The organism is Gluconacetobacter tumulisoli, assembly GCF_014174155.1.
Taxonomy (GTDB): Bacteria; Pseudomonadota; Alphaproteobacteria; order Acetobacterales; family Acetobacteraceae; genus Gluconacetobacter; species Gluconacetobacter tumulisoli.
Map to the genome: position 1 here is coordinate 135866 of NZ_JABEQM010000003.1, position 23769 is coordinate 159634.

Consider the following 23769-nt stretch of genomic DNA (forward strand, 5'->3'; position numbering starts at 1 on the left):
AGTTTTATAGTTTATCAATCGAAATAAGTGCCGACGACAGGACGGGCTCGCACATCCATGTTTACACCGGCACAGTACCAGATCCTGACCGCGATCAGCCGCTCCGGCACCATGAGCCGCACCGATCTTGCGGGGGTTACTGGCCTGAGCAAGGCCAGCATTTCCATGCTGACCAAGGAATTGATCGGACGGGGAATCCTTGGCGAACGCGAACTGGTGTTCGGGCAGGGCAGGCCCTCGGTCCTGCTGGGGCTGGAAGCAAACGCCGCCAGCTTCGTCGGCATTTCCCTGCAGGCCGACCCGACCATCCTGCTGCTGACCGACCTGCACGGTGCGCCCCGCGCGCGGATGGAACTGCCCCGACGCCGCGGGCACGAACAATGCCTGACCGAACTGGTCGAGGCCTTGCCGACCCTGTTGTCCCGCGCAGGGCAGCCGGTCGGGCCGATATCGGGAATCGGCATCGCCCTGCCGGGATTCGTATCGCGCGACCGCACCACCTGCCTGTATTCGACGGCGCTGGGGTGGAGCAATGTCGACATCGTCGGCTATCTGGCGACTTTGTGCGATATTCCTGCCTATATCGAAAACGATGCCAATGCCCTGATCCTGGGTGAGCAGCTGTTCGGCATCATGCGGGATTGTCCCGATTTCAGCATGATCGCGGTCGGCGACGGCATCGGATGCGCGCATATCGTCGACGGGCGGCTGCATCGCGGCCATAACGGCGGCGCGGGTGAAATTTCGCATGCGCCGGTCGTCCTGGACGGCGGGACCATCGGCGCGTTGCCCTGCCGGTGCGGCAAGCGGGGATGCCTGGAGACGGTGGCGACCCTGCAGGCCATCCGGGCGGCGGCGCGCCAGGCGGGCCTGCCGTCCGATATCGCCGAACTGGCGCAGATGGCCCAGACCGGCCGGCCGGAGGCCCTGGCCATTCTGCATCGTGCGGCGTCGGCGCTGGGAATTGCGATCGCGCAGCTGATTCAGATGTTCGATCCCAGCCACGTGGTCATCATGCTCGACACCGCCCTGAAAGGGGAGGTGTTCGGCGCAATGGTCCAGCAGACGGTCGAGGCCCACGTCATGCGCCGGCCGGATGGGCAGGCGACGCTCTATCTGCGTGACGCGCAGAAGGACGGCTTTGCCAGCGGTGCGGCCAGCCTGGCGGCACAGCAATTCCTGTTCGGCCTGGACCGGTGAGAGCCCCTTTGAAACCGCGCGCCGCGAGGGGATGTTCTGCCGGCCCGTTCATGCTTTCGAACAATCCATATGAAAACAGGGAAGACAAGGAGAGCCCGATGACGGGAAACGACGTTCGGACGCGCCGTCCGACGCGCGGCCGCACGTGCGCGTATCTGGGCCGCGCCGCGCGGGGCGTGGGCGTCGCGATGGCGGCCCTGCTGTCCGCGGCCGGCATGGCACAGGCGGCGCCGGCCCTGATGCCGCAACCCGCGTCCGCCCAGTTCGATACGGGCAGCCTGCCGATTCCTGCCGGCCTGTCGGTGGTCTGGGAGGGCACGCGGACGGCGCTGCTGGACCGGGCGGTCGGGCGCTTCACCGCGCGTCTGGCGGCGCTGGGCGGCATTCCGGCGCCGGCCCCCGACGCGCCGGGAGGGGGGGCGATCCCCCTGCATATCCGTGTCGGTTCCGATCCGGGCTATCTGAGCATTGCGGCGCGCGAGCAGTACAGGCTGACGGTCGACGCAAACGGAATCGACCTTGTGGCGGACGGCCCTGCGGGCGTGCTGCATGGCCTTGCCACGCTGCTGCAATTGGTGCAGGCCGGGCCGCAGCAGCCGTCCATCGCCTATGCGCGGATCGACGATGCGCCGCGCTTCGCGTGGCGCGGCGTCATGATCGATGTCTCGCGTCATTTCATGACGATCGAGACCCTGAAACGCCAGATCGACGCCATGGAGATGGTGAAGCTGGATGTCCTGCACCTGCATCTGAGCGACGGCCAGGGCTTCCGCGTCGAAAGCCGCGTCTTTCCCAGGCTGACGCGTGTGGCGTCCCATGGCCAGTACTACACGCAGGACCAGATCCGCGACCTGGTCGCCTATGCGGCGGACCGGGGAATCCGCATCGTTCCGGAATTCGACACGCCGGGCCATTCGTTCGCGCTGCTGCTGGCCTATCCCGAACTGGCGTCGCAGGCCCCGGTGCCCGGCGACCGCCATCAGGTCAATGTGGCGGCGATCAACCCGACGCTGGAAGAAAGCTATCGTTTCCTTCGCCGTCTGTATGGCGAAATGGGGCGTCTGTTCCCCGATCGCTATTTCCATGCCGGCGGCGACGAGGTCTCGCCCACGCAATGGACGAAGAATCCCGCGATCGCCGCCTTCATGACGCAGCATGGCTTCGCCACCACGCAGCAATTGCAGGCCAGGTTCACCGCCCGGATCCAGAAGATCCTTCAGGACCAGGGCAAGATCATGATGGGATGGGACGAGGTCTCGGAGGCGCCGATTCCCGACAACGTCGTCGTCGAGGCGTGGCGGGGGTCGAAATTCATTGCGTCCGCCACGCGGGCGGGGCATCCGGTAGTAGTCTCGGCGGGTTATTACCTCGATTTTCTGCTGCCCGCGTCGGAACATTACCTGGTCGACCCGCTGGATCCACGGGCCAGCGGGCTGGCGCCGGAACTGGCGGAAAAGCTCCGCCCGAAACTGGGCGCCATGGCCGATGCCCTCAAGCTCGATCCGTCGGCGACGATGACCCCGGTCCAGGACAGGCTGGTGATGGGGGGCGAGGCCCCGCTCTGGACGGAGGTCGTGACCGACGAAATGCTGGACGCCCGGCTGTGGCCGCGGTCCGCCGCCATCGCCGAACGGTTCTGGTCGCCGGCGTCGGTGCGCGACGTGCGCGACATGTATCGCCGGCTGGCCGTGGTGCAGGACGAATTATGCGTGACAGGGCTGCAGGCGCAGGCCAATCGCTACCGCATGGCCGCGCGGCTGTCGCCCGGCGATGCGGGGCCGGTGCTGGCCCTGGCCGATGCGACCAGCCCGATCAGGAATTACGGCCATAATCATCTGGTGTTCCACGGAACGAAAATTGCGCCCGAACAGCGGATGAACACGCCCAGCGACATCGCCGCGCCCGACAGCCTGGCGGCCGAGCGGTTCGACGATCTGGCACATCGTTACGTGGCCGGCGACCGTTCGGTCCGCCCGGTGCTGGAGACCATGCTGACGCGCTGGCGCGACAATGACGTGGCATTCCAGGCGGTATCGGCGGGTCACCCGATCCTGGAAGAGGCCCGTCCGGCCTCGCAGGAACTGAAGGCCCTGGCGCAGGCCGGGCTGGACGCCCTGGCGGGACGGAAAGACACGCAGTGGCGGGCTGCGACCAGCGCCCTGCTGGCCCGGCAGGACCAGGCGGTGGCGGCATCGGCCAACATGGTCGTCAGCCGTGCGGCGCCCCAGCCGCCGGCGGACCTGCTTCAGGACATCACGCCGGGCGTCCGTGCCCTGGCGGGCCTGGACTGAAGCTCGCCGCCTGGCGGTATCAGGCCCCGCGGGACGGCGGCGTGGCGTCGCCGTCGCCCAGCGGGCGTTGCAGCAGGACGATATCCAGCCAGCGCCCATGCTTGTATCCGACGGCGTGCAACGTGCCGGCGTTGCGAAAGCCGTGGCGTTCATGCAGCCGCACGGACGGCAGATTGTCGCTGTCGCCGACCACCGCCACCATCTGGCGGAAGCCGCGCGCCGTGCATGCGTCCAGCAGGGCGGCCAGCAATGCCCCGCCGATCCCCCGGCCGGTCATGTCCGGATGCAGGTAGATCGAATCCTCGACCGTATCGCGATAGGCGGCGCGCGTATGGTACGGCCCCGCATAGGCGTATCCGACGACGGTACCCGCGTGTTCGGCCACCAGGTAGGGGTAGCCCGCCGATACCACGCTGTTGTGGCGCCGCGTCATGTCGGCCAGGTCGGGAGCCTCAGTCTCGAACGATGCGGTGCCGTGTCGCACGTGCCAGGCGTAGATCGCGGTGATGGCGGGCAGGTCCGCGATCGTCGCCGGCCGTACGGCGGGGAGGGGTGTCGTGTCCGTCATGGGGATCGGTCGCTTAGAATCCAACGACCGGATGGGGGACGTACGGGGCCTCCAGCGCCGCAATCTCCGCGTCGTCCAGGGTCAGGGACAGGGCGGCCAGCGCGTCGTCCAGATGGCCGGGCTTCGACGCGCCGACGATCGGCGCGGTAACCCCGGGCTGTTGCAGCAGCCACGCCATGGCGACCTGTGCGCGCGGCACGCCGCGGGCCTGTGCGATCCGGCCGACCGCGTCGATCGTCGCCCGGTCGGCCTCGACCGTCGCGGTATAGAGGGCGCGCGTGACCTTGTCGGTTTCCTGGCGGACGGTGCTGTCGCGCCAGTCCCTGGCCAGCAGGCCGCGTGCCAGCGGGCTCCAGGGCAGGACACCGATCCCCTGGTCGCGGCAGAAGGGCAGCATTTCGCGCTCTTCCTCGCGGTTCAGCAGGTTCAGATGGTCCTGCATGGACACGAATTCGGTCCATCCGTTCAGGCGGGCGGTATAGATGGCCTTGGCGAACTGCCAGGCGAACATCGACGATGCGCCGATGTAGCGCGCCTTGCCGGCCTTTACGACATCGTGCAGGGCCTCCATCGTTTCCTCGATCGGCGTGTGCGGATCCCAGCGATGGATCTGGTACAGATCGACATAGTCGGTGCCCAGGCGGCGCAGGCTGTTGTCGATCTCGGCCAGGATGGCGCGGCGCGACAGGCCGGATCCGTTCGGCCCGCTGCGCACGGGGAAGAAGACCTTGGTCGCCAGCACGATCTCGTCCCGGCGGGCGAAATCGCGGATGGCCCGGCCGACGATTTCCTCGGACGTGCCGTCGGAATAGCTGTTGGCGGTGTCCAGGAAGGTGATCCCGGCCTCCAGCGCCTGGCGGATCAGGGGGCGGCTGGCCTCCTCGTCCAGGGTCCAGGAATGGTTGCCGCGGTCCGGGATGCCATAGGTCATGCATCCCAGGCAGATGCGCGAGACCTGGAGGCCGCTGCGGCCCAGTCTTGTATAATCCATGGTGGGATTCCCTTGCGTCGGGCCTGTCGGCGGATGTGTGGCTGGCGGAAAGGCAGCAGAACGGCCTGCTCCGTGTCAATCATGACGCGCCGATGCGGGGGGCCGATGGGGGAAGCGCCGACAGATGATCGGCGGCCGCGACCAGCGTCCGGGTGAAGGGGTGGCGTGGCGCGGACAGGACTTCGCCGGCCGGTCCGGCCTCGACGATGCGGCCGTGGCGCATGACCAGCACGTCGTCGCACATCTGCCGGATGACCCCCAGGTCGTGGGAGATGAACAGATAGGCCACGCCCAGGTCCCGCTGCAATTCGTCCAGAAGTCCCAGCACCTGCGCCTGGACCGAGACGTCGAGCGCCGAGACCGGTTCGTCGCACACGATCACGGCGGGGCGCACCGCCACGGCGCGGGCGATCGCCACGCGCTGCCGCTGGCCGCCCGACAGGGTCCGGGGCAGGCGGCCGGCCAGTGCGGCCGGCAGCCGCACGCGTTCCAGCAGGGCCGTGATGGCGTGGTCGTGCGTCGTTCCTGGCTGACCGCCCGCCGTCAGCGCGTCGGACAGGATCTCGCGCACGGTCCAGCGCGGGTCGAACGAACCCAGCGGATCCTGGTAGATCATCGCCATGGCGTGCCGGCGGGCCCGCCGTTCGCGTTCCGCAACCGGGTGCCGGCCGGTGGTCACCCACGGAGCGTCCAGGAAGGCGATGTCGCCGGAATCGGGACGCGCGAAACCCATGACCATGCGGGCGGTGGTGGTCTTTCCCGACCCGGATTCGCCGATCAGCCCAAGGGTCCGGCCGGGGTGCAGCGCGAAGCCGACGTCCTCGACGATGCGGCGGTCGACATGGTCGGGGCCGCGCATCGTGATCGACAGGCCGTGCGCCGTCAGCAGGGGCGGGGCCCTGTCGCCGGTGGCCGGGGGCGCAGGCCGCCTGGGCTGCCGGCCGGGGGCGGCGTCCAGCAGGGCGCGGGTGTAGGGATGGTCGGGGTGGGCCAGGATCCGCCGCGTGTCGCCCTGTTCCACGACCCCGCCATGGCGCAGGACCACGATTTCGTCCGCCAGGCGGGCGACGAAGCCCAGGTCGTGGCTGATGATCAGCAGGCCGGTGCCCCGGTCCCGCAGCGTGGCGAGAAGATCCAGGATCTGCGCCTGTACCGACGGGTCCAGGGCGGTCGTGGGTTCGTCCGCGATCAGCAGCGGCGGGTCCATCGCGATGGCGCTGGCGATCAGGGCGCGTTGCCGCAGCCCGCCCGACAGTTCGTCCGACCGCTGGCGCGCGCGCAGGGCGGGGTCGGGAATGCCGACCTGGCCCAGCAGGTCCTGCACGCGGCGACGCCGGCTGTCGCGCGTGCCCCAGCCATGGGCCGCCAGGGCCTCGGCGATTTCATGTCCGACCGGCCGCAGCGGATCGAGCGCCACCAGCGCATCCTGCAGGACCATGCCGATATCCCGTCCGCGCAGGTCGCGCCAGGCCCGTGGCGGGAGGGACAGCAGGTCGCGGCCGCCCAGCGACAGGCGCGATGCGGAAATCCGCGCGTTCGGGCCGGCCAGGCCGATCAGGGTACGCGCGGTGACGCTCTTGCCCGATCCGGATTCCCCGACCAGCGCCACCACACGGCCCGGCCGCAGGGTGAACGAGATGTCGCGGACCGCGACCTCGTCGCCCCCCCGGCCGGGGAAGGCGACCGACAGGCGTTCGACGACCAGCGTCGCGTCGTCGCGTGGCGGGACGGTCATGCCGCGCGGCCTTCGATCCGACGTTGCAGGGCACGGCCGGCGGTGGTGGTGGACAGCATGGTCAGGACGATCGCCAGGCCGGGAAAGAGGGTCATCCACCAGGCTTCGGCGACGAAATCGCGGCCCATCGACAGCATCGTGCCCCATTCGGCAGCGGGGGGCGGGGCGCCCAGCCCGAGGAACGAGAGCGCCGCCGACCAGACGATGGTCTGCCCGACGCCCATGGTCGCCGTCACCACCAGCGGCCGGAACGCGTTGGGCAGGATATGCCGGCGGATAATGCGAAGCGGGCCATGGCCCAGCGCCCGTGCGGCCTCGACATAGCCTGCGCGCCGGACCGACAGCACCTGCCCGAACACCATGCGGGCATAGCCCGCCGCGCTGCCGACCCCGACGGCGACGATCAGAGGGCCCACGCCGGTGCCCAGGGTCGCGGTGAACAGCAGCGCCAGGACCAGGGTCGGGAAGGCGAACAGCACGTCCAGCAGCCAGCGGACGCCCTGCGCGGCCATCGGGCCACCCAGTCCGCCGACCAGCGCCAGCACGATGGCGATCGACAGGGACAGCGTGATCGCGCCGCCGCCCAGCAGCAGCGATTGCCGCGCGCCATAGATCACCCGCGTCAGGATGTCGCGGCCGGACTGGTCGGTCCCGAACGGATGCTGCCAGCCCGGCGGGTGAAAGGCGTCGCGCGGGGCGATGGCCAGCGGGTCGGCGTGGGTAAAGGCGTGCGGGACGATGGCCGCGCCCGTCAGCAGGACCAGGTACAACAGGGCCAGCGCCACGCCGGCATGGCGGATCGGCAACCGCCAGGACAGGGCGGGCGGGCGCCTGCCCGCAAAAGGAATGCTGGTCATGACCGGGGCGCCTTCATGCGGGGGTCGACGAGGACGTAGAGCGTATCGGCCGCAAGCCCGGCCAGGATGTAGATGACGGCGATGAACAGGACGATGCCCGTCACCAGCGGCATGTCGTGGGTCGCGACGGCCAGGAACAATTCCCGCCCCAGGCCCTTGCGCGAGAAGATGGTCTCGATGGGCACGGCGTTGCCGACCAGCGCGCCGATCGCCCAGGCGGACAGGCTGATGCCCGGCAGCAGGGCATGGCGCAGCGCGTGGCGCAGCCGCACCGCCCGGTCCCCCAGGCCCCGGGCGCGCGCGGACAAGATGAAGGGCTGGTCCAGCGCCAGGTCGAACGATTCCCGCGTCACCTGCGCGATGAAGCCGCCCAGCGGGATCGCCAGCGACAAGGCCGGCAGGACCAGCGACAGCGGCCCGGCATTGCCCGCCGGGGGAAATAGCCGCAATTCGAACGCCAGCGCCCACAGCAGCAGGATGCCCAGCCAGAATTGCGGCAGGCCGGCGCCGATCGTCTCGATGACCGAGGCCACGGCGCCGGCCGGCCCCCTGCGCGCGGTCAGCAGCACCGAGGCCAGGGCCAGGATCCACGCCAGGGCCAATGCGGCCAGCATCAGTTCCAGCGTCGGGGGCGCCTGCGTGCGCAGAACCGCCAGGACGGGCATGTGCTGCGAAAAGGACTGGCCCAGGTTCCCCTGCGCCAGCCGGGCGATATACAGGCCGTACTGGACGGGCAGCGGGCGGTCCAGGCCGTATTCCCGTCGTGCGGCGGCAATGGTTTCGGGCGTGGGATCCGCCGACGGGCCGCCCAGGATCGCGGTGACGGGGTCGCCCGGCGTCAGGTGCAGCGCGGCGAAGGTCAGGGTGGCGGCGGCGAACAGGACCAGCACCCCGCCCCCCACGCGCAGCGCGGCCCTTCGGGCCAGAAGGCAGATGCGCCCCCGCGCGGGCCGTTCCGGCGAAACAATCGGTCCGGTCATCGTGTCACCCATGAATCATAGAGGCTGGTGACGTTCAGCGACGGTTCCAGCCGGACGTCATGCACCGCGCTGGAGATCGCCAGGCGGGTGCTCTGCGGATAGGTGGTCACCTGCAGGAACTGCGACGCCGCGATCGCCTGCGCCCGATAGTAGAGGGCGCGCCGGCGGTCGGTGTCGGTGGTCAGCAGCGCGTCGTTCACCACGGTGTCGAAGGCCGGATCGCTGAACCCGGATTCGTTCTGGTGATGTCCGGCGACGCCGGCTGCGCCCAGGAACGCGCTGGAAAAGACGATCCGCAGGACATCGGCGGTATTCGTGTTCCAGTAACCGATGCGGACATCGTAATCCCATCGTCCCTCGCGCTCATTGACGGTGGTATCGTCGGCGTTTTCCAGCCGGAGGTCGAAGCCGGTCTGCCGCGCGGTCGCCTGCACCTGTTCCCACAATGTGCGTTCGGATGCCGAAAGCGATGCCTTCAGCGGCACATGGACGACCAGCGGCGCGCCGTTGCGGGTGCGGATCCCCTCCGCGTTCCGTCCCGTCCATCCGGCCGCGTCCAGCAGCACGCGGGCCCGGTCGGGATCGTAATCGGCGTGATGCTCGAAATCCGCGCTGTAGAACGGGGTCGAGGGGCTGAGCGGGCCGCCGGCGCGGCGGTAATGATGGAAATAGACGCTGGCCAGCGCGCCATCGATGTCGGCCGAGCGGATGAAGGCCTCGCGCACGCGGATGTCGTCGAACGGCGCGCGGCGGATGTTCAGCGTGCCGTTGGTCGGGTTGCCCGGTCGGTCCGCGACCAGCAGGCGCAGGTCCGGATTGCGCAGCGCCGGGGTTTCGGCCTCGGGCGGGAGGGAATCTATCACGTCGACCTCGCCGGCCTGCAACGCGGCGAAGCGGACGGATGGTTCGGGGATGAAGCGCCATTCGATCCGGTCCAGCCGGGCCGGGCCGGCATGCAGCGCGGTGGGCGGCCCCCAGTGATAGGCCGGGTTGCGGACCATGACGATCTCGTTCTGCCGGTCCCAGCTGACGATGCGAAAGGGGCCGGAGCCGACGGGCGACTGGCAGTTCTCGTCACGCGGGCGGGCCAGCGCCCTGGGGGATTCGATGCCCAGGAATCCCTGGGCCAGGACCTCGAGGAACGCGGCATAGGGTGTCTTGAGATGCACGATCGCGGTGTAGTCGTCAGGCACGTCGGTGCCTGCATATTGCCGGATATAGCCGCCCGCCGTGCTGGATTGCGTATGCGGGTCGACCACGTGATCGAGGTTCGCCCGGACCGCCGCCGCCGTGAAGGGCGTGCCGTCGGTGAACGTCACGTCGTGGCGCAGGTGGAAAACATAGGTCCGCCCGTTATCCGAGACCGTCCAGTCGGTCGCGAGCCAGGGCAGGATCTTTCCCGACCGGTCCATGGCGACGAGTGAATCCAGATATTGTCCGGCGACGAAGACCTGCGGCATGTCGCCCTGCACATGCGGGTCCAGGCAGATCGGTTCGCGGTCGGTGGCATAGACCAGCGTGCCCCCCTGGACCGGCGTCTGCGCGTCCTGCCGGGGGGCGTGGCGCCGGCATCCGCCGGTTCCCGCAACCAGGGCCGCTGCCGTCAGGATCGTGGCGTACCGGACCGTCCGTGGGGCGCGGCGGCCGGATGGCGGGGTCTGCGGCGCGAGACGGGTAGCGCTGGTCGGCATTGAGTGTCCCGGGTTAATTTAACTAATATAAAGTGTATGTTAAAAATATAACACTCAATTTATCGTATTCATGTTATTTTATCGGCGCAAGGGGGATTCGTGCTCGCCGAATTGCGATGCCTGTCGTCGTCGGAAGGCCAGGGTAGGGCGATTGTTTGCAAGGGCAGGCGCGCGCGACGGTTCCCGCCCGATCGGGGGCGTGGCGGCGCTCGGGTCGCGTCAGGTCACACAATAAGACACGATATAACAATATGTTGTCAGATTCCCGGTTGAAAATAACACACAATTTAGTGGGATTGTCTTATCCGGTTGACTCGCGTTGAATCGTTGATAATGTCCGTATGAACGAATTAATAACATTATAAAATCGTTATTTGAGACGGAAAGCGCACCGACCATGAATTCGTTGTCGAGAGACGTGCCGGAGAATGGCCAGGTTTCCCCGGTGGGGACCGTGGGGGATCGGCTGCGCCCGGTTTTCGACCGGATTGCGGCAGGTGCCGTGGCGCGCGAACGTGACCGCGCGCTGGCCTATGAACCGGTCCAGTGGCTGCGCGAAGCCGGGTTCGGGGCGTTGCGGGTGCCTGTGCGGCACGGCGGCGCCGGTATCGGTTTGACGCAGCTGTTCCGTCTGCTGGTGGACCTGGCCGAGGCGGATCCCAACCTGCCGCAGATTGTCCGCGCCCATTTCGCCTTTGTCGAGGGGCGCCTGCATGATCGGGATGCCGATCGGGCGGGACGCTGGTTCGACCTGGTATCCGGCGGCGCGCTGTTCGGCGCGGCGATGGCCGAACAGTCCGACAGCACCGGCACCAGCACAATCCTGTCCCGCGACGGACAGGATTGGCGGCTGGACGGCGTCAAATATTATGCCACCGGCACGTTGTATGCCGACTGGATCGTCGCCGTAGCCGCCGACGGCGACGACCGGGTGCAACTCGCGGTTCCGGCCACCGCCGCCGGGGTGACGCGCCGGGACGATTGGGATGGGTTCGGCCAGCGCCTGACCGGCAGCGGCACAACGCAGTTCGACGGGGTGCGCGTGCCGGATGTCGACATCCTGCTTCGCACATCGTTCGGATCCTTCCCGACCAGCGGATATCTGACGGCCTATTACCAGTTGTTCCACCTGGCCACGCTGGCGGGGATCGCCCGCGCGGTCGTGCGCGATGCGGGGGCCTTCGTGCGGCCGCGCACCCGTACCTTCGGCGTGCCGGGCAAGGTCAGCCAGCGTCACGATCCGCTGGTGCAGCGGGTCGTCGGCCGGCTGTCCGCGCTGTCCTATTCCACCGCCGCGCTGGTCGATGCCGCCGTCCGTACGCTGGACGCGGCGTCGCCGGCCTGGACGGCGGGCGTCGATGACCATGACCTGTATGCCCAGGCGGAACGCGATGCCTTCCTGGCCCAGCAGATCGTCCTGGAACAGACGCTGGAGGCGGCAACCCTGTTGTTCGAGGTCGGCGGTGCGTCGGCCACCAGCGCCACCCTGGCGCTGGATCGGCACTGGCGCAACGCGCGGGTGCTGGCGGCGCATAATCCGGCGATCCAGCGTGAACGGGCCCTGGGCGACCTGGTCCTGAACGGCACGCCGCTGGATTCCGCCTGGCGTGCCGCCGCCGCCCGCCAGGCGCAGGAGCCGAGGGCATGAGTCCGCGGATCGCCCCCGGCCGCAAGCAGTTGCATGTCAACCTGTTCGAAATGGCGTGCGTCGGCCATATCGTCCATGGCATGTGGCGCGCGCCCGGCAACAACCGCCATCGCTTCGGTGAATTGTCATACTGGACCGAGGTCGCGCAACTGGCCGAAGAAGGGTTGTTCGACGCCATCTTCCTGGCGGACGTGGTCGGGACGTACGACCGGTTCGGCGACGGGACGGCGGCGGCCCTGCGGCAGGGGGTGCAGATCCCCAACCTCGATCCGCTGATGCTGGTGCCTGCGATGGCGGCGGTAACGCGGAATCTGGGGTTCGGGGTGACGTTCTCGACGACCTACGAACCGCCTTTCGCCTTTGCGCGCCGCATGTCGACCCTGGACCTGCTGACGGGCGGGCGCGTCGGGTGGAACATCGTGACGTCGTACCTGCGCAGCGCCGCGCGCAATTTCGGCCTGGACGATGAAGTCCCGCATGACGAACGCTATGTCATCGCGGACGAATATATCGATGTGCTCTATAAATTATGGGAAGGAAGCTGGGACGGCGATGCGGTCGTCGCCGATCGGGCGCGCGACATCCATACCGACCCGGACCGGGTCCGCACCATCGACCATCACGGCGCATATTTTCGTGTCGCCGGGCCGCATCTGGTGCAGCCGACGGCCCAGCGCACACCGGTCCTGTTCCAGGCCACCGGATCGCCTGCCGGTCTGGAATATGCCGCCCGCCATGCGGAGGTCGTGTTCATCGGCGGCCAGACGACCGAGGATGTCCGGCGCAACATCGCGGCCACCCGGCGGCGCGCGCAGGCGCATGGCCGTCGCCCGGACGATATCCGCTTCATCGTCCAGGCCGGCATCATTACCGCGACCACCGACGCGCAGGCGCAGGCCAAGCTGCGGGATTACCGGCATTTCTACAGCGTGGAGGGCGCGCTGATTCACGCCCAGTCCGAGATCGACCTGCGGCGCTACGACCCGAACGACACGATCGAAAGCGTGCTGGCGCGCGAGGGCGCCCGGTTCGGCAACATGGGACGACGTTTCCATCCCGGGCAGACCGTCGGCAGCGCATTGGAACAGATCGCACGTTTCGATGAGGGACGATATTTCGTCGCCGGCACGCCCGGCCGCGTGGCGGACGCGATCGAAAGCTGGCTGGACGTGGACGGGATCGACGGGATCAACCTGCGCCAGTACCACTCGTTCGATACAGCACGGGATTTCATCAACCTGATCGTTCCCGAACTGCAGCGCCGGGGACGCTATCGCACCGCCTATACAGATGGCGAGACCCTGCGCGAGAGGCTGTTCGGCGCGGGGCGCGCGCACCTGCCGTCGTACCACGCCGCCGCGCGCTATCGCGACCCGGCCGCGCTGGCGACCCCGACCCCACCGCTGTTTCCCGACCTTTCTTCCATCAAGGCATCCTGACATGAGTGTTGCGGTTCCCGACAAGATCAACGCGCTGTGGTTCCTGCCGACCCATGGCGATTCCCGTTACCTGGGCACCCAGAAGGGCGGTCGTCCAGTTGATCTGCCCTATCTGCAGCAGGTGGCGCGCGCGGCTGATTCGTTGGGGTTCTACGGCGTGCTGATTCCGACCGGGCGAAGCTGCGAGGACAGCTGGGTGATCGCGTCGGCCCTGGTGCCGTCGACCGAGCGCCTGCGTTTCCTGATAGCCGTGCGTCCCGGCCTGCAATCGCCGACCCTGTCGGCCCGCATGACCGCAACCCTGGACAGGATTTCCAGCGGCCGCCTGCTGATCAACATCGTGACCGGCGGCGACCCGAAGGAAAATGGCGGCGATGGATTCTTCGCCGATCACGCCGAACGCTATCAGATCACGGACGAGTTCCTGGAGATCTATCGCGCCCTGCTGCGCGGCGAGACGGTCAATCATGTCGGGCCTCATTTCCGGATCGAGGACGGGCGCCTGCTGTTCCCGTCCTTCCAGGAAAACGGGCCGCCGCTCTATTTCGGCGGGTCGTCCGAGGCCGGTGTCGATGTGGCGGCCCGGCATATCGACAAGTACCTGACCTGGGGCGAACCGCCGGCGCAGGTGGCGGAGAAGATCGCCCATGCCCGCCGGAAGGCGAAGGCGCGGGGGCGCGAACTGTCGTTCGGCATCCGCCTGCATGTCATCGTGCGCGAAACCACCCAGGCCGCCTGGGCCGAGGCCGATCGCCTGATCAGCCATCTGGACGATGCGACCATTTCCGAGGCGCAGAAGGTTTTCGCGCGGATGGATTCCGTGGGCCAGGCGCGCATGAGCGCCCTGCATGGCGGGCGGCGCGACCGGCTGGAGGTCAGCCCCAATCTGTGGGCGGGCGTCGGGCTGGTACGCGGCGGTGCCGGGACCGCGCTGGTGGGCGATCCGGCGACGGTGGCGGAACGGATAGACGAATATCGCAGGCTGGGCGTCGATACGTTCATCTTTTCGGGCTATCCGCACCTGGAGGAAGCATATCAGTTCGGCGAACTGGTCCTGCCGCTGCTGCCGACCGCGCATCCGGTGCGCCCCATGGCGACGATCAGCAACATGGGCCCGTTCGGCGAGACGATTGCCGGCGATCATCGCCCCGGTCCGCGCCCGGACCATCGTGCGGCCTGACGGTCGCGGCAGGACCATGGACATGAACGAGATCGTCCTTCCTCCTTCGCCGACGGTACTGGCCCCGGAGCGGTTCCGCGACGGCATGGCCCTGCTGGCCGGCGCGGTAACGATCGTGACCACCGATGGCCCGCGCGGCCGGCACGGCTTCACGGCTTCGGCGGTGTGCAGCGTATCGGACGCGCCGCCGACGCTGCTGGTCTGCATCAACCGCGCAACCGGCGCGCATCCGCATATCCTGGACCACGGGGTGCTTGCGGTGAATGTCCTGAACGGCGCGCAGCACGGGCTGTCGTCGGGCTTCGGCAGCCGGTCGAAGACGATGGAGGATCGTTTCGCCGGGGCAAACTGGCGGCAGGGTGCGACCGGCGCGCCGGTACTGGAGGACGCGCTGGTGACGTTCGATTGTACCATCGACCACACGGTCGAGGCCGGAACCCATACGGTCGTGTTCGCACGGGTGGTCGATGTCCATCTGCCGGACGACGCCGCTGACGGGCTGGTCTGGTTCGGCCGTCGCTACAACAGCGTGCCGGCCGGGGACTGACGTCCCGCCGGCATGATGTGGAGACATCCTGGCGCCTCTATTTCACGATAAAAATGGTAATTAAAATGAACTATCTCGAATTACTGGAATTTTTTCTAGAAATGAAAAATATTCATCATTAATGACGGTTTATTTTGACCTGCCTCTCTTCGCACCCTGCCCATGGAAGTCCATTCCGATGCGCCGCCTGTCCTATTCCGGCCTTTTCCCGGCCCCGCTCTTCATGAATCTGCTGCCCCGTCGCGCGCATCTGCTGCTTGGCCCGTCGGCGCTGGCGCTGTTGCCGGCGACCCTGGTGATGGCGGAGGCCCGGGCCGACACCGCCGCGCGTCCCGCGACGCCCGTCCGGCATGCGATCACCCCGTCACCGAAGACGAAGATCCAGGCGGTTGCCGCCAGCCGTGGCGAGGACATCGTCGTGGCGACGCATCGGCTGTCGCCCGCCGATACGGCCCGCGTGCAGCTGGAATCCCTGCCGGGGGCGGCGACCGTCATCGATGCCAGGCAGGTGTTGAAAGGGCGGAATTTCACCAATGCCGACGCGTTGGCCTTCCAGCCCGGCGTGTTCGCCCAATCCTCGGGCGGGGGTGACGGGCTGCGGCTGTCGATCCGCGGATCCGGGATCCAGGTCGGCACCAATTATTTCCGTTCCGGCATCCTGATGATGTTCGACGGCCTGCCGGTCACGACGCCGGCCGGCACGCCCTATGAATTGTTCGAGCCCCTGGGCCTTCGCTATACCGAAGTCCTGCGCGGCGCCAACGCGTTCGATTATGGCGGGCTGCAACTGGGGGGCGCCATCAATTACGTGACCCAGACGGGATATGACGCGCAGACCTACCAGGCGCGGGTCGAGGCCGGAAGTTTCGGATATCACAAGGAACAGATCAGTTCCGGCAAGGTCATCGGCAAGGCCGATTACTATATCAGCGTGACCAATTCCTATCGCGCCGGGTACCAGGCGCAGACCAGGGCCAACAGCTTCGGCGTCAACGCCAATTTCGGCTACCGGTTCAACGATCGGGTGTCGACCCGGTTCTTCTTCCGCTACCGGCAGACGGAAAACGGCTATCCCGGATATCTGACGCGCAGCCAGATCCTGGAAAACCCCAAGCAGGCGCAGGCGCCGTACCAGGCATGGGGATCGATCCGCATCCAGCCGGGCAGCAAATATTACGGCAACATGACGACCATCGACCTGGACGACCGGTCGAAGCTGGAGCTGGGATTCAATTACCAGGACGCGCCGATCGATATCGAGACGCAGAAGAATTCCCAGGTCTGGGGCTACAAGACCGTGGCCGGCGTCCTGAACTACAAGCGCCATGACGTGCTGGCGGGACACAAGAGCGACACGCAGTTCGGGTTCATGACCACGACCGACCTGGAAGCGTGGCAGAGCAACCGGGTGCGGGTGCAGACCGCCAACCTGGTCGGCCTGCCGATCGGCCAGATGCTGCGTCACGTCACCTATGGCGGGACCGAAAATTATTTCCATATTCGGAACAATACCGAACTGTTCGACAATTTCTGGCTGACCACAGCCAGTGCGCTCGCCTTCGTGCAGAAATCGTCGGGCGTGCCCTTTCCCGCAACGGCGGCGGGGACGAACTTCGCCGAATCATCGGTCAATTTCGTGCCGCGCGGCGGGTTTCGGTATGTCATCACCCCGCATGTCGATCTGTACGGCAATGTCAGCCGCAGCCTGCAACCGCCCAATGACTGGAACCTGAATTATGCCGGGCCATATTTCCCGGCCGGCACCCCGCAGGCCGGCATGAATTCGGGGGCCGGCAAGCTGCGCAACCAGACCGCCACGACGTACGAGATCGGCACGACCGGCCATGCGCTGCAAAATCGCTGGAGCCTGACCTATTACCATTCGGACGTCCGTAACGAATTGCTGTCGGTCATGACGCCGCAATCGCAGGCGGTGGGCGCGACGATCTACGGCAATGCGTCGCCCACGACCCACCAGGGGGTCGAGGCCTCGCTGGAGACGACCCTGTATCGGTGGGCGGGCAACACGCTGTCGCTGCGCCAGGCCTATACTTGGCAGGATTTCCGTTTCCGCCACGATGCGACCTTCGGCCATAACCGCTTGCCGGGCATTCCCGAACATTTCTACCAGGGAGAAATCCACCTGGATACGAAGGCCGGTTTCTATGCCGGGTTCAATGCCCAGGTCTCGTCCAAGGTCGGTGCGTCCTATGACGAAACCTATTTCGCGCCCTCGTACCATATCTACAATCTGAATGTCGGGTATGACTGGCCCGGCAAGCATCGGCAGGTCTTCCTCAGCGTCAACAATCTTGCGAACACCCATTACGCCGCCATCGTCGTTCCGGGGTATATCGCGGCCGGCAAGGAGCTTGCGGTCATGCAGCCGGGCGACGGGCTGGGCGTGTTCGCCGGGGTTTCGGTCGGTTTCGACTGACCGGGATCGGGGGAATTTCGGTCATGGCCGAAATCCGGCTGAACGCCTTCGACATGAACTGCGTCTCGCACCAGGCCAGCGGGCTGTGGCGGCATCCCCGCGACCGGTCGGCCGCCTATCGGACGCTGGGATACTGGACCGACCTGGCGCGCCTGCTGGAACGCGGGCTGTTCGACGGGCTGTTCCTGGCGGATGTGCTGGGGGTCTACGACGTGTATGGGGGCGATCCACGCGCCGCGTTGCGGAACGCCGCCCAGGTGCCCGTCAATGATCCGGCGATGCTGGTGCCGGCCATGGCGGCGGCGACCGCGCATCTGGGCTTCGGCCTGACCTGCACCCTGTCGTATGAACATCCGTACCCCTTCGCGCGGCGGATGTCGACGCTGGACCATCTGACCGACGGGCGGATCGGGTGGAACATCGTCACCGGCTACCTGAACAGCGCGGCGAAGGGCGCGGGGAAGGGCGGCCAGGCCGCCTACGACACCCGGTACGAGATCGCCGACGAATATATGCAGGTCGTCTATCGCCTGTGGGAGGAAAGCTGGCAGGACGGGGCGATCCTGCGGGATGTCGAACGGGGGATCTTCATCGACCCCGACAGGGTGCATCGGATCGTCCATGACGGCGCGCATTTCAGCCTGGACGCCATTCACCTGTGCGAACCCTCGGCGCAGCGGACGCCGATGCTGTACCAGGCCGGGGCCTCGACCCGGGGGCGGGATTTCGCGTCCCGGCATGCGGAATGCGTTTTCCTGGCCAGCCCGTCGGCGGATATCGTGGCCGGGGGCATCGCCGACCTGCGTCGGCGGGCGCGTGCGCTGGGGCGGCATGACGGCGATCCTCTGATCTTCTCGCTGCTGACGATCGTGACCGGCCGCACGGATGCCGAGGCACAGGCGAAATGGGAGGATTACCGGCGTTACGTCAGCCTGGAGGGCGCGCTGACCCTGCTGTCGGGCTGGACGGGAATCGATTTCTCGCGCTACGCCCCCGACGACCCGGTGCGCCATATCCGCAACGACGCGATCCATTCCGCGGTGGATGCGTTGACGGTGCAGGATCCGAAAAAGGCGTGGACCGTGCGCGAACTGGCCGAACATGCGGCGATCGGCGGAATGGGGACGACCATCGTCGGCGGCCCGGAACGGATCGCCGATCTGCTGGAAGACCGGGTCGTGCGGACCGGGGTGGACGGGTTCAACCTGGCCTATGCCGTAACGCCGGAAAGCTTTGGCGATGTCGTGGACCTGATCGTGCCCGTCCTGCAGCGTCGTGGGATCTACAAACGGGCGTACCGGCCCGGTACGCTGCGCGAAAAAGTGTTCGGCCGGGGCGACAGGCTGGGGAACGACCATCCGGGCAGCCGTGTCCGGTGCAGGGCGACAGAGGAGATGCCGTGACGAATCATTCGATGGCCCGCACGGGCCTTGCGGGGCGCCGCGCGGTTCTGGCCGCCGGATTGTCCCTGCTGGCCGTGGGGCATGGCGCCCGCGCCGCGGCCCGGACCGTCCGGGTCGGCTATCAGCGCTATGGCACGCTGATCGTGCTGAAGCATTCCGGCCTGCTGGAGCAGGTGCTGGCCCCGCTGGGCCATGACGTCGTCTGGTCGGAATTCGTGGCGGGACCGCAGATGTTGCAGGCCCTGGCCGCCGGCGCCATCGATTTCGCCGAAACCGGCGATGCGCCGCCAGTGTTTGCGCAGGCGGCATGGCCCGATCGGCTGGTCTATGTCGGCCATGGCGCCCGCGCACCCCAGGGCGAGGCGATCCTGGTGCGCGCTTCGGGTCCGATCACCCAGGTCGCCGACCTGAAGGGGCGCAGCATCGCTTTCAATCGGGGTTCCAACGTTCATTACCTGGTGCTGGCGGCCCTGGCGAAGGCCGGCCTGACGATCCGCGACGTTCATGTCGTCAATCTGGTCCCCGCTTCGGCGCGCGCGGCGTTCGACATGGGGCGGATCGATGCCTGGGCGATCTGGGACCCTTATCTGGCGGCCGAGCAGGCAACCGGCGGGGCGCGTGTCCTGGCCGATGCCGACGGGCTGACGGGCAACCGGCAGTTCCTGCTGGCGTCCCGCGCCTTCGCCGAAGCCGATCCGCCGGCGGTCCGGGCAGTGTTGCAGGCCCTGTCCCGGTCCCACGACTGGGCGCGGACACACCAGCCGGACCTGGTTGCGGCCATTGCATCCGATACCGGCCTGCCACCCGACGTGATCCGCGTCGCGGTCGCCCGGCTGCCGCTGGCCGTGTCGCCGATGGACGACGGCGTGGCGGCCGAGCAGCAGGCCATCGCCGACCTGCTGTCCGGCAACGGATTGCTGCCGGCGCGGGTGAAGGTCCGCGACGCGATGTGGACCGGCTGAATGTCCCGTTGAACCGCACCTTGAACCGAAAGAACCCCATGACCAGTCGATCCCACCGCGTCGCGATCATCGGCGGCGGCTTTACCGGCGCGGCCGTCGCCTATCACCTGACGGGCGCCGGCACCGGTACGGGAACGGTGGCAGCGCCGGTCGTCGTCTTCGAACCGCGCCCGACCCTGGGGGCGGGGGTCGCCTATGGCGCGCAGGATCCGAATCACCGCATCAACGTCCCCGCCGCGCGGATGAGCCTGTCGACCGACGAACCGGACGATTTCCGGGCGTGGCTGGAGCGGGACGGGGTGCTGGAGGGTGATCCGGAGGCCCGCTTGCCGAACGGGGCGGTCTATCCCGCTCGGTCGGTCTTCGGACGTTACATCGCGGCGCGGCTGGCCCCACGGCTTGCCGAAGGGCGGGTGGAACACCGGCGCGCCCGGGTGACGGCGGTACGGCCGGACGAGGCCGGAGGGTGGCGGATCGACACGGATGACGGTCGCCGGACCTCTGCCGATATCGTGGTCATCGCGACCTCCCACCCGCCGCCCGCCCCGCCTGCGTGCCTGGCGGACCTGGCCGTGGAGGCTAAAGCGTCGGGCGGGACCATGTTCATCGCCGATCCCTGGGCGGTCGGCGCGCTGGATGCCATCGGCACGGACGATCGGGTGCTGATCGTGGGGACCGGCCTGAGCATGGCCGACGTGGTGTCCACCCTTGACGCCGCGGGGCATCGGGGGCCGATCACCGCCCTGTCGCGCCGGGGGCAGCGGTCGCATGGGGATCTGAGCGACAATGCCACGGCCTGGGGGGATTTTTCGACCGGCGCTGAAGGTTCCGCCCGGGGACTGTTGCGCCGGGTGCGCCGCACCCTGCGCGACAATCCGGACCAGCCCTGGCAGACGATCTTCAACGCGTTGCGCCGCCAGGCCGGGCCGATCTGGGCCGCCCTGAACCCGGCCGAGCAACGGCGCCTGGTCCGGCATCTGCGGCCGTTCTGGGATGTGCGGCGCTTTCGCATTGCCCCGCAGGCCGAACGGGTGCTGGACCGTCGCATCGCCGCCGGAATGCTGCGCATCGAGGCGGGTCGCCTGACGGGCGCGGCGCGGCGTGCCGGGTCGTTCGACGTCGCCATCCGGCCCCGCGGCGAAGCGGAGCGGCGGATGACGGTCGACGCGATCGTGACGACGACCGGGCCGGACCATGCCCGCATCCTGTCGTCCCAGCCTTTCCTGGCCGACCTGGCGCGCCAGGGCTATCTGGAGCGCGATCCGGCCGGGTTGGGGCTGCACACGGACCGCGCGGGCCACGCCGTGTCGTCCGGCCGGGCCCATCCGACGCTGCTGGTCGCCGGGCCGCTGTCGCGGGGGACGTTCGGCGAACTGATGGGCCTGCCGGAGGTCACGGTCAACGCCCAGATGGTCGCCGCCACCATCCGGGAGGCCGTCGGTCCCCAGCGCATAGGCGAGGGGGAGGAACCGCCTTACGCCTTGGCGACGCCGAAGATGTCCTGAAGCTGGCGGGCCATGACCGCAGCGTCCACGTCCTGCCCGAACCAGAGCCTGATGCTGATCACCCCCTGGTTCACCAGCATGCCCAGTCCGTCCAGCGTGGTGCAGCCGCGGTCATGGGCCGCGCGCAGCAGCGCCGTGCGGGGCGGGTTGGGAATGACGTCGGCGACGACCATCCCGTCGCGCAGGCTGTCCGGATCGATGTCGGGCATGGCCTCGGCATCGCCGAGCCCGACGGATGTCGCATTGATCAGCACGTCGATGTCCTGCGGGATCGCGAACCTTTCGGTCCAGGGCAGGAACGTGGCCTCGGCCGCCGTCCTGTCGTTGATCAGCGTCGCGATGTCCTGGCCGCGTGCGGGGTCGCGGTTGACGATCGTCAGGTGACGGGCCCCCGCCAGGGCCAGTTCCACGGCGATCGCGCGCGCAGCACCCCCGGCGCCGAGCAGGCAGAAGCTCTTGCCCTTCGGGTCCGTGACGCTGGAGAGGGATTCCAGGAAGCCCTTGCCGTCGGTGTTTTCGCCGGTCAGCCGGCCGTCGCGGATGACCACGCAATTGACCGCCCCGATGATGGCGGCCGAATCCGCCAGCGTATCCAGATGCGCCAGCACAGCGACCTTGTGGGGGATGGAGCAGTTGAACCCGGCCCAGCCCATGGCCACGGCGCCCCGGACGGCGTCGGCCAGGCCATCGGCCTTCACGTCGCAATTGATGTAGCGGGCGTTCATGTCGTGGTGCCGATACGCGGCCTCGATCATCGCGACGGTCGGGTTGTCGGCGCAGGGGGTGGAGAAGGAACCCGTCAGCGCGGCAAGGAACGTTTGGGACGACATGATGAAGACCTCCTGAAAACGCGGATCGTCGAATGCCGGTGCGGGAGAGGGCGCGGACGGCCTGCCCGTCTTCGGCCAGGCGTCAGCATTGCATAGCTATGCAAGAAAGTCACCCACCCTGGCGGGTGCTGCCCCGCGGGACCAGCCGCACGGGAATGCGCACCGTCCGGCCCCCCGTCGGTCCCGGCGGCCCGGCGAGGGCCCCGGCCAGCAGGTCCAGGGTGGCCGCCACCATCCGCTCCACCTGCTGGTCGAACGATGTCAGGTCGTAGCTCTGCCATGATGCCTGGGGGATGTCGTCATATCCCACGACCCGCACGTCGCGGGGGATCGACAGGCCGCCTGCCTGCCGCAGGGCGTCGATCGCCCCGCAGGCCATCAGGTCGTTGCCGCAGAACAGCCCGTCCGGCGGCGGAGACGTCGACAGCAGGCGGCGGACGGCATCCTGGCCCCCCTGGTAGGTGTCGTCGCCGCGCAGCAGCGTGGGGGACGGCAGCCCACGGGCCGCCAGCCGTTCCGCGAAGCCCCGGCCCCGTTCCTGCGACGCCGCGTTTGCGCGGGGTCCGGCCATCCAGGCGGGTCGCCGGACGCCGCGATCCGCCAGCAGGTCGGCGGCGTCCCGGCCCGCCGTCCGGTTGTCCGACTGCACCGTGGAAATCCATGGCGAGGTCAGGCGGGAATTGAAACAGATGATGGGAATCCGCAGAGCGGACAGCGCGTCGGCGGCCCGCTGGGTGCCGACCGCAAGGGCCGTGACGGCGGCATCGACCCGATATCCTGCCAACTGGTCCAGCGCATCGTCCAGGGCCACGGAATCTGCGACCTGGACCAGCAGGACCTGCAGCCCGATCTCGCGCAGGGCGACGGCGAAGCGGTCCAGGACGGTGGCATAAAACGGGTTGTCGAGCCCGCCGACGACCACCCCGACCATGTGTGACCGGCCCGACAGCATGATGGCGGGAATGCGATTGGGCCGGTACCCCAGTGCGGCGGCGGCGGCCAGCACCTTTTCGCGCGTGGCGGCGGACACGCTGCCGTCCGGCGAGAAGGTGCGCGATACCGCGGATTGCGAGACGCCGGCGAGCTTCGCGACGTCGACGGATGATACCGGGCGAATGGTCGGCCTCCTGCCGGTCAGGCGGCCGCCGAGGGGGCGGGCGCCGGGAGGGCATGCATGTCGCCCCAGTCCTTGAGGACCATGATGACCGGATGCAGCGTGCGTCCGCGTTCGGTCAGGCTGTATTCCACCCGGGGTGGGATTTCAGGATGGATCGTGCGGGCGACCAGCCCGTCGCGTTCCAGTTCGCGCAGCTGCGCCGTCAGCATGCGTTGCGTGACACTGGCCAGGCGGCGGCGCAGTTCGCTGAAGCGCATGGTGCGTTCGAACAGATGGAACAGGATCACGCCCTTCCATTTTCCGTCGATGAATTGCAGCGTGGCCTCGACCGCGCAGCCGGGCGAGCAGTCGAGGCGGGCATGGCGGGTGCGGGGCATGGCAGTATCAT

The 23769-nt window shown here is 68.0% G+C and carries 19 protein-coding genes; 10 read left to right on the top strand and 9 right to left on the bottom strand.

Annotation, left to right across the window (positions count from 1 at the left end):
• The first annotated feature begins 57 nt into the window (after positions 1–57).
• A complete protein-coding gene (locus HLH28_RS04890; protein WP_182955346.1) occupies positions 58–1200 on the top strand; it encodes an ROK family transcriptional regulator in 1143 nt (380 codons plus the stop codon).
• 98 nt (positions 1201–1298) lie between these two features.
• Positions 1299–3491, top strand: coding sequence for a beta-N-acetylhexosaminidase (locus HLH28_RS04895; protein ID WP_246395680.1), 2193 nt, complete (start codon positions 1299–1301; stop codon positions 3489–3491).
• 19 nt (positions 3492–3510) lie between these two features.
• Here HLH28_RS04895 and HLH28_RS04900 read toward each other — a convergent pair whose 3' ends face one another.
• From HLH28_RS04900 to HLH28_RS04925, 6 genes are all read right to left on the bottom strand, one after another.
• On the bottom strand, positions 3511–4059 hold the full coding sequence (locus tag HLH28_RS04900) for a GNAT family N-acetyltransferase (RefSeq protein ID WP_182955348.1): 549 nt from the start codon (positions 4057–4059) through the stop codon (positions 3511–3513).
• 13 nt (positions 4060–4072) lie between these two features.
• Positions 4073–5050 (bottom strand): aldo/keto reductase, encoded by a 978-nt coding sequence (locus tag HLH28_RS04905; protein ID WP_182955351.1) that lies wholly within the window; start codon positions 5048–5050, stop codon positions 4073–4075.
• A 79-nt stretch (positions 5051–5129) separates the two neighbouring features.
• On the bottom strand, positions 5130–6785 hold the full coding sequence (locus HLH28_RS04910) for a dipeptide ABC transporter ATP-binding protein (RefSeq protein ID WP_182955354.1): 1656 nt from the start codon (positions 6783–6785) through the stop codon (positions 5130–5132).
• Positions 6782–7642, bottom strand: coding sequence for an ABC transporter permease (locus HLH28_RS04915; RefSeq protein ID WP_182955356.1), 861 nt, complete (start codon positions 7640–7642; stop codon positions 6782–6784). Before HLH28_RS04915 ends, HLH28_RS04910 begins: the two co-directional genes overlap by 4 nt.
• On the bottom strand, positions 7639–8622 hold the full coding sequence (locus HLH28_RS04920) for an ABC transporter permease (RefSeq protein WP_182955359.1): 984 nt from the start codon (positions 8620–8622) through the stop codon (positions 7639–7641). The genes HLH28_RS04915 and HLH28_RS04920 overlap by 4 nt, the downstream gene beginning before the upstream one ends.
• Positions 8619–10313: an ABC transporter substrate-binding protein gene (locus HLH28_RS04925; protein ID WP_182955361.1), complete on the bottom strand. Its 1695-nt coding sequence runs from the start codon at positions 10311–10313 to the stop codon at positions 8619–8621. Before HLH28_RS04925 ends, HLH28_RS04920 begins: the two co-directional genes overlap by 4 nt.
• Before the next feature lie 397 nt (positions 10314–10710).
• On the opposite strand from HLH28_RS04925, the gene HLH28_RS04930 reads away from it, so the two are divergent.
• The 8 genes from HLH28_RS04930 (at position 10711) to HLH28_RS04965 (ending at position 21434) form a co-directional block, all read left to right on the top strand.
• The gene (locus HLH28_RS04930) at positions 10711–11961 is read left to right on the top strand and encodes an acyl-CoA dehydrogenase family protein (protein WP_182955364.1); all 1251 of its coding nucleotides are present in this window, start codon (positions 10711–10713) and stop codon (positions 11959–11961) included.
• Positions 11958–13400, top strand: coding sequence for an LLM class flavin-dependent oxidoreductase (locus tag HLH28_RS04935; protein WP_246395681.1), 1443 nt, complete (start codon positions 11958–11960; stop codon positions 13398–13400). The genes HLH28_RS04930 and HLH28_RS04935 overlap by 4 nt, the downstream gene beginning before the upstream one ends.
• A 1-nt stretch (position 13401) precedes the next feature.
• Positions 13402–14580: an FMNH2-dependent alkanesulfonate monooxygenase gene (ssuD, locus tag HLH28_RS04940; protein ID WP_182955367.1), complete on the top strand. Its 1179-nt coding sequence runs from the start codon at positions 13402–13404 to the stop codon at positions 14578–14580.
• A gap of 22 nt (positions 14581–14602) precedes the next feature.
• Positions 14603–15127 carry a flavin reductase gene (locus HLH28_RS04945; RefSeq protein ID WP_182955369.1) on the top strand — a complete coding sequence of 175 codons (525 nt, stop codon included), beginning with the start codon at positions 14603–14605 and terminating at the stop codon, positions 15125–15127.
• Between the two features lie 121 nt (positions 15128–15248).
• Positions 15249–17564, top strand: coding sequence for a TonB-dependent receptor family protein (locus HLH28_RS04950; protein ID WP_408869818.1), 2316 nt, complete (start codon positions 15249–15251; stop codon positions 17562–17564).
• A 23-nt stretch (positions 17565–17587) separates the two neighbouring features.
• Positions 17588–18967, top strand: a complete 1380-nt coding sequence (locus tag HLH28_RS04955) for an LLM class flavin-dependent oxidoreductase (protein WP_182955372.1) — start codon at positions 17588–17590, stop codon at positions 18965–18967.
• Positions 18964–19929 carry an aliphatic sulfonate ABC transporter substrate-binding protein gene (locus tag HLH28_RS04960; RefSeq protein WP_220789937.1) on the top strand — a complete coding sequence of 322 codons (966 nt, stop codon included), beginning with the start codon at positions 18964–18966 and terminating at the stop codon, positions 19927–19929. The genes HLH28_RS04955 and HLH28_RS04960 overlap by 4 nt, the downstream gene beginning before the upstream one ends.
• Before the next feature lie 38 nt (positions 19930–19967).
• Positions 19968–21434 carry an FAD/NAD(P)-binding protein gene (locus HLH28_RS04965; protein WP_182955376.1) on the top strand — a complete coding sequence of 489 codons (1467 nt, stop codon included), beginning with the start codon at positions 19968–19970 and terminating at the stop codon, positions 21432–21434.
• Here the strand turns inward: HLH28_RS04965 and aroE are convergent.
• The 3 genes from aroE to HLH28_RS04980 form a co-directional block, all read right to left on the bottom strand.
• Positions 21404–22264: a shikimate dehydrogenase gene (aroE, locus tag HLH28_RS04970; protein WP_182955378.1), complete on the bottom strand. Its 861-nt coding sequence runs from the start codon at positions 22262–22264 to the stop codon at positions 21404–21406. The two genes, HLH28_RS04965 and aroE, sit on opposite strands and share 31 nt — an antisense overlap.
• A 109-nt stretch (positions 22265–22373) precedes the next feature.
• Entirely contained in the window at positions 22374–23450 is a 1077-nt protein-coding gene (locus tag HLH28_RS04975) for a LacI family DNA-binding transcriptional regulator (RefSeq protein ID WP_408869820.1), read from the bottom strand.
• Positions 23399–23758, bottom strand: a complete 360-nt coding sequence (locus tag HLH28_RS04980; protein WP_182955381.1) for a winged helix-turn-helix transcriptional regulator — start codon at positions 23756–23758, stop codon at positions 23399–23401. Before HLH28_RS04980 ends, HLH28_RS04975 begins: the two co-directional genes overlap by 52 nt.
• Between the last annotated feature and the right edge of the window lie 11 nt (positions 23759–23769).

What these genes read in the sequence shown, in the direction of transcription:
- HLH28_RS04930 (WP_182955364.1), top strand. Translation starts at nt 10,711, where the DNA reads ATGAATTCGTTGTCGAGAGACGTGCCGGAGAATGGCCAGGTTTCCCCG.
- HLH28_RS04900 (WP_182955348.1), bottom strand. Translation starts at nt 4,059, where the DNA reads ATGACGGACACGACACCCCTCCCCGCCGTACGGCCGGCGACGATCGCG.
- HLH28_RS04980 (WP_182955381.1), bottom strand. Translation starts at nt 23,758, where the DNA reads ATGCCCCGCACCCGCCATGCCCGCCTCGACTGCTCGCCCGGCTGCGCG.
- aroE (WP_182955378.1), bottom strand. Translation starts at nt 22,264, where the DNA reads ATGTCGTCCCAAACGTTCCTTGCCGCGCTGACGGGTTCCTTCTCCACC.
- ssuD (WP_182955367.1), top strand. Translation starts at nt 13,402, where the DNA reads ATGAGTGTTGCGGTTCCCGACAAGATCAACGCGCTGTGGTTCCTGCCG.
- HLH28_RS04890 (WP_182955346.1), top strand. Translation starts at nt 58, where the DNA reads ATGTTTACACCGGCACAGTACCAGATCCTGACCGCGATCAGCCGCTCC.
- HLH28_RS04920 (WP_182955359.1), bottom strand. Translation starts at nt 8,622, where the DNA reads ATGACCGGACCGATTGTTTCGCCGGAACGGCCCGCGCGGGGGCGCATC.
- HLH28_RS04965 (WP_182955376.1), top strand. Translation starts at nt 19,968, where the DNA reads ATGACCAGTCGATCCCACCGCGTCGCGATCATCGGCGGCGGCTTTACC.
- HLH28_RS04925 (WP_182955361.1), bottom strand. Translation starts at nt 10,313, where the DNA reads ATGCCGACCAGCGCTACCCGTCTCGCGCCGCAGACCCCGCCATCCGGC.
- HLH28_RS04945 (WP_182955369.1), top strand. Translation starts at nt 14,603, where the DNA reads ATGAACGAGATCGTCCTTCCTCCTTCGCCGACGGTACTGGCCCCGGAG.
- HLH28_RS04905 (WP_182955351.1), bottom strand. Translation starts at nt 5,050, where the DNA reads ATGGATTATACAAGACTGGGCCGCAGCGGCCTCCAGGTCTCGCGCATC.
- HLH28_RS04895 (WP_246395680.1), top strand. Translation starts at nt 1,299, where the DNA reads ATGACGGGAAACGACGTTCGGACGCGCCGTCCGACGCGCGGCCGCACG.
- HLH28_RS04950 (WP_408869818.1), top strand. Translation starts at nt 15,249, where the DNA reads ATGACGGTTTATTTTGACCTGCCTCTCTTCGCACCCTGCCCATGGAAG.
- HLH28_RS04955 (WP_182955372.1), top strand. Translation starts at nt 17,588, where the DNA reads ATGGCCGAAATCCGGCTGAACGCCTTCGACATGAACTGCGTCTCGCAC.
- HLH28_RS04935 (WP_246395681.1), top strand. Translation starts at nt 11,958, where the DNA reads ATGAGTCCGCGGATCGCCCCCGGCCGCAAGCAGTTGCATGTCAACCTG.
- HLH28_RS04915 (WP_182955356.1), bottom strand. Translation starts at nt 7,642, where the DNA reads ATGACCAGCATTCCTTTTGCGGGCAGGCGCCCGCCCGCCCTGTCCTGG.
- HLH28_RS04910 (WP_182955354.1), bottom strand. Translation starts at nt 6,785, where the DNA reads ATGACCGTCCCGCCACGCGACGACGCGACGCTGGTCGTCGAACGCCTG.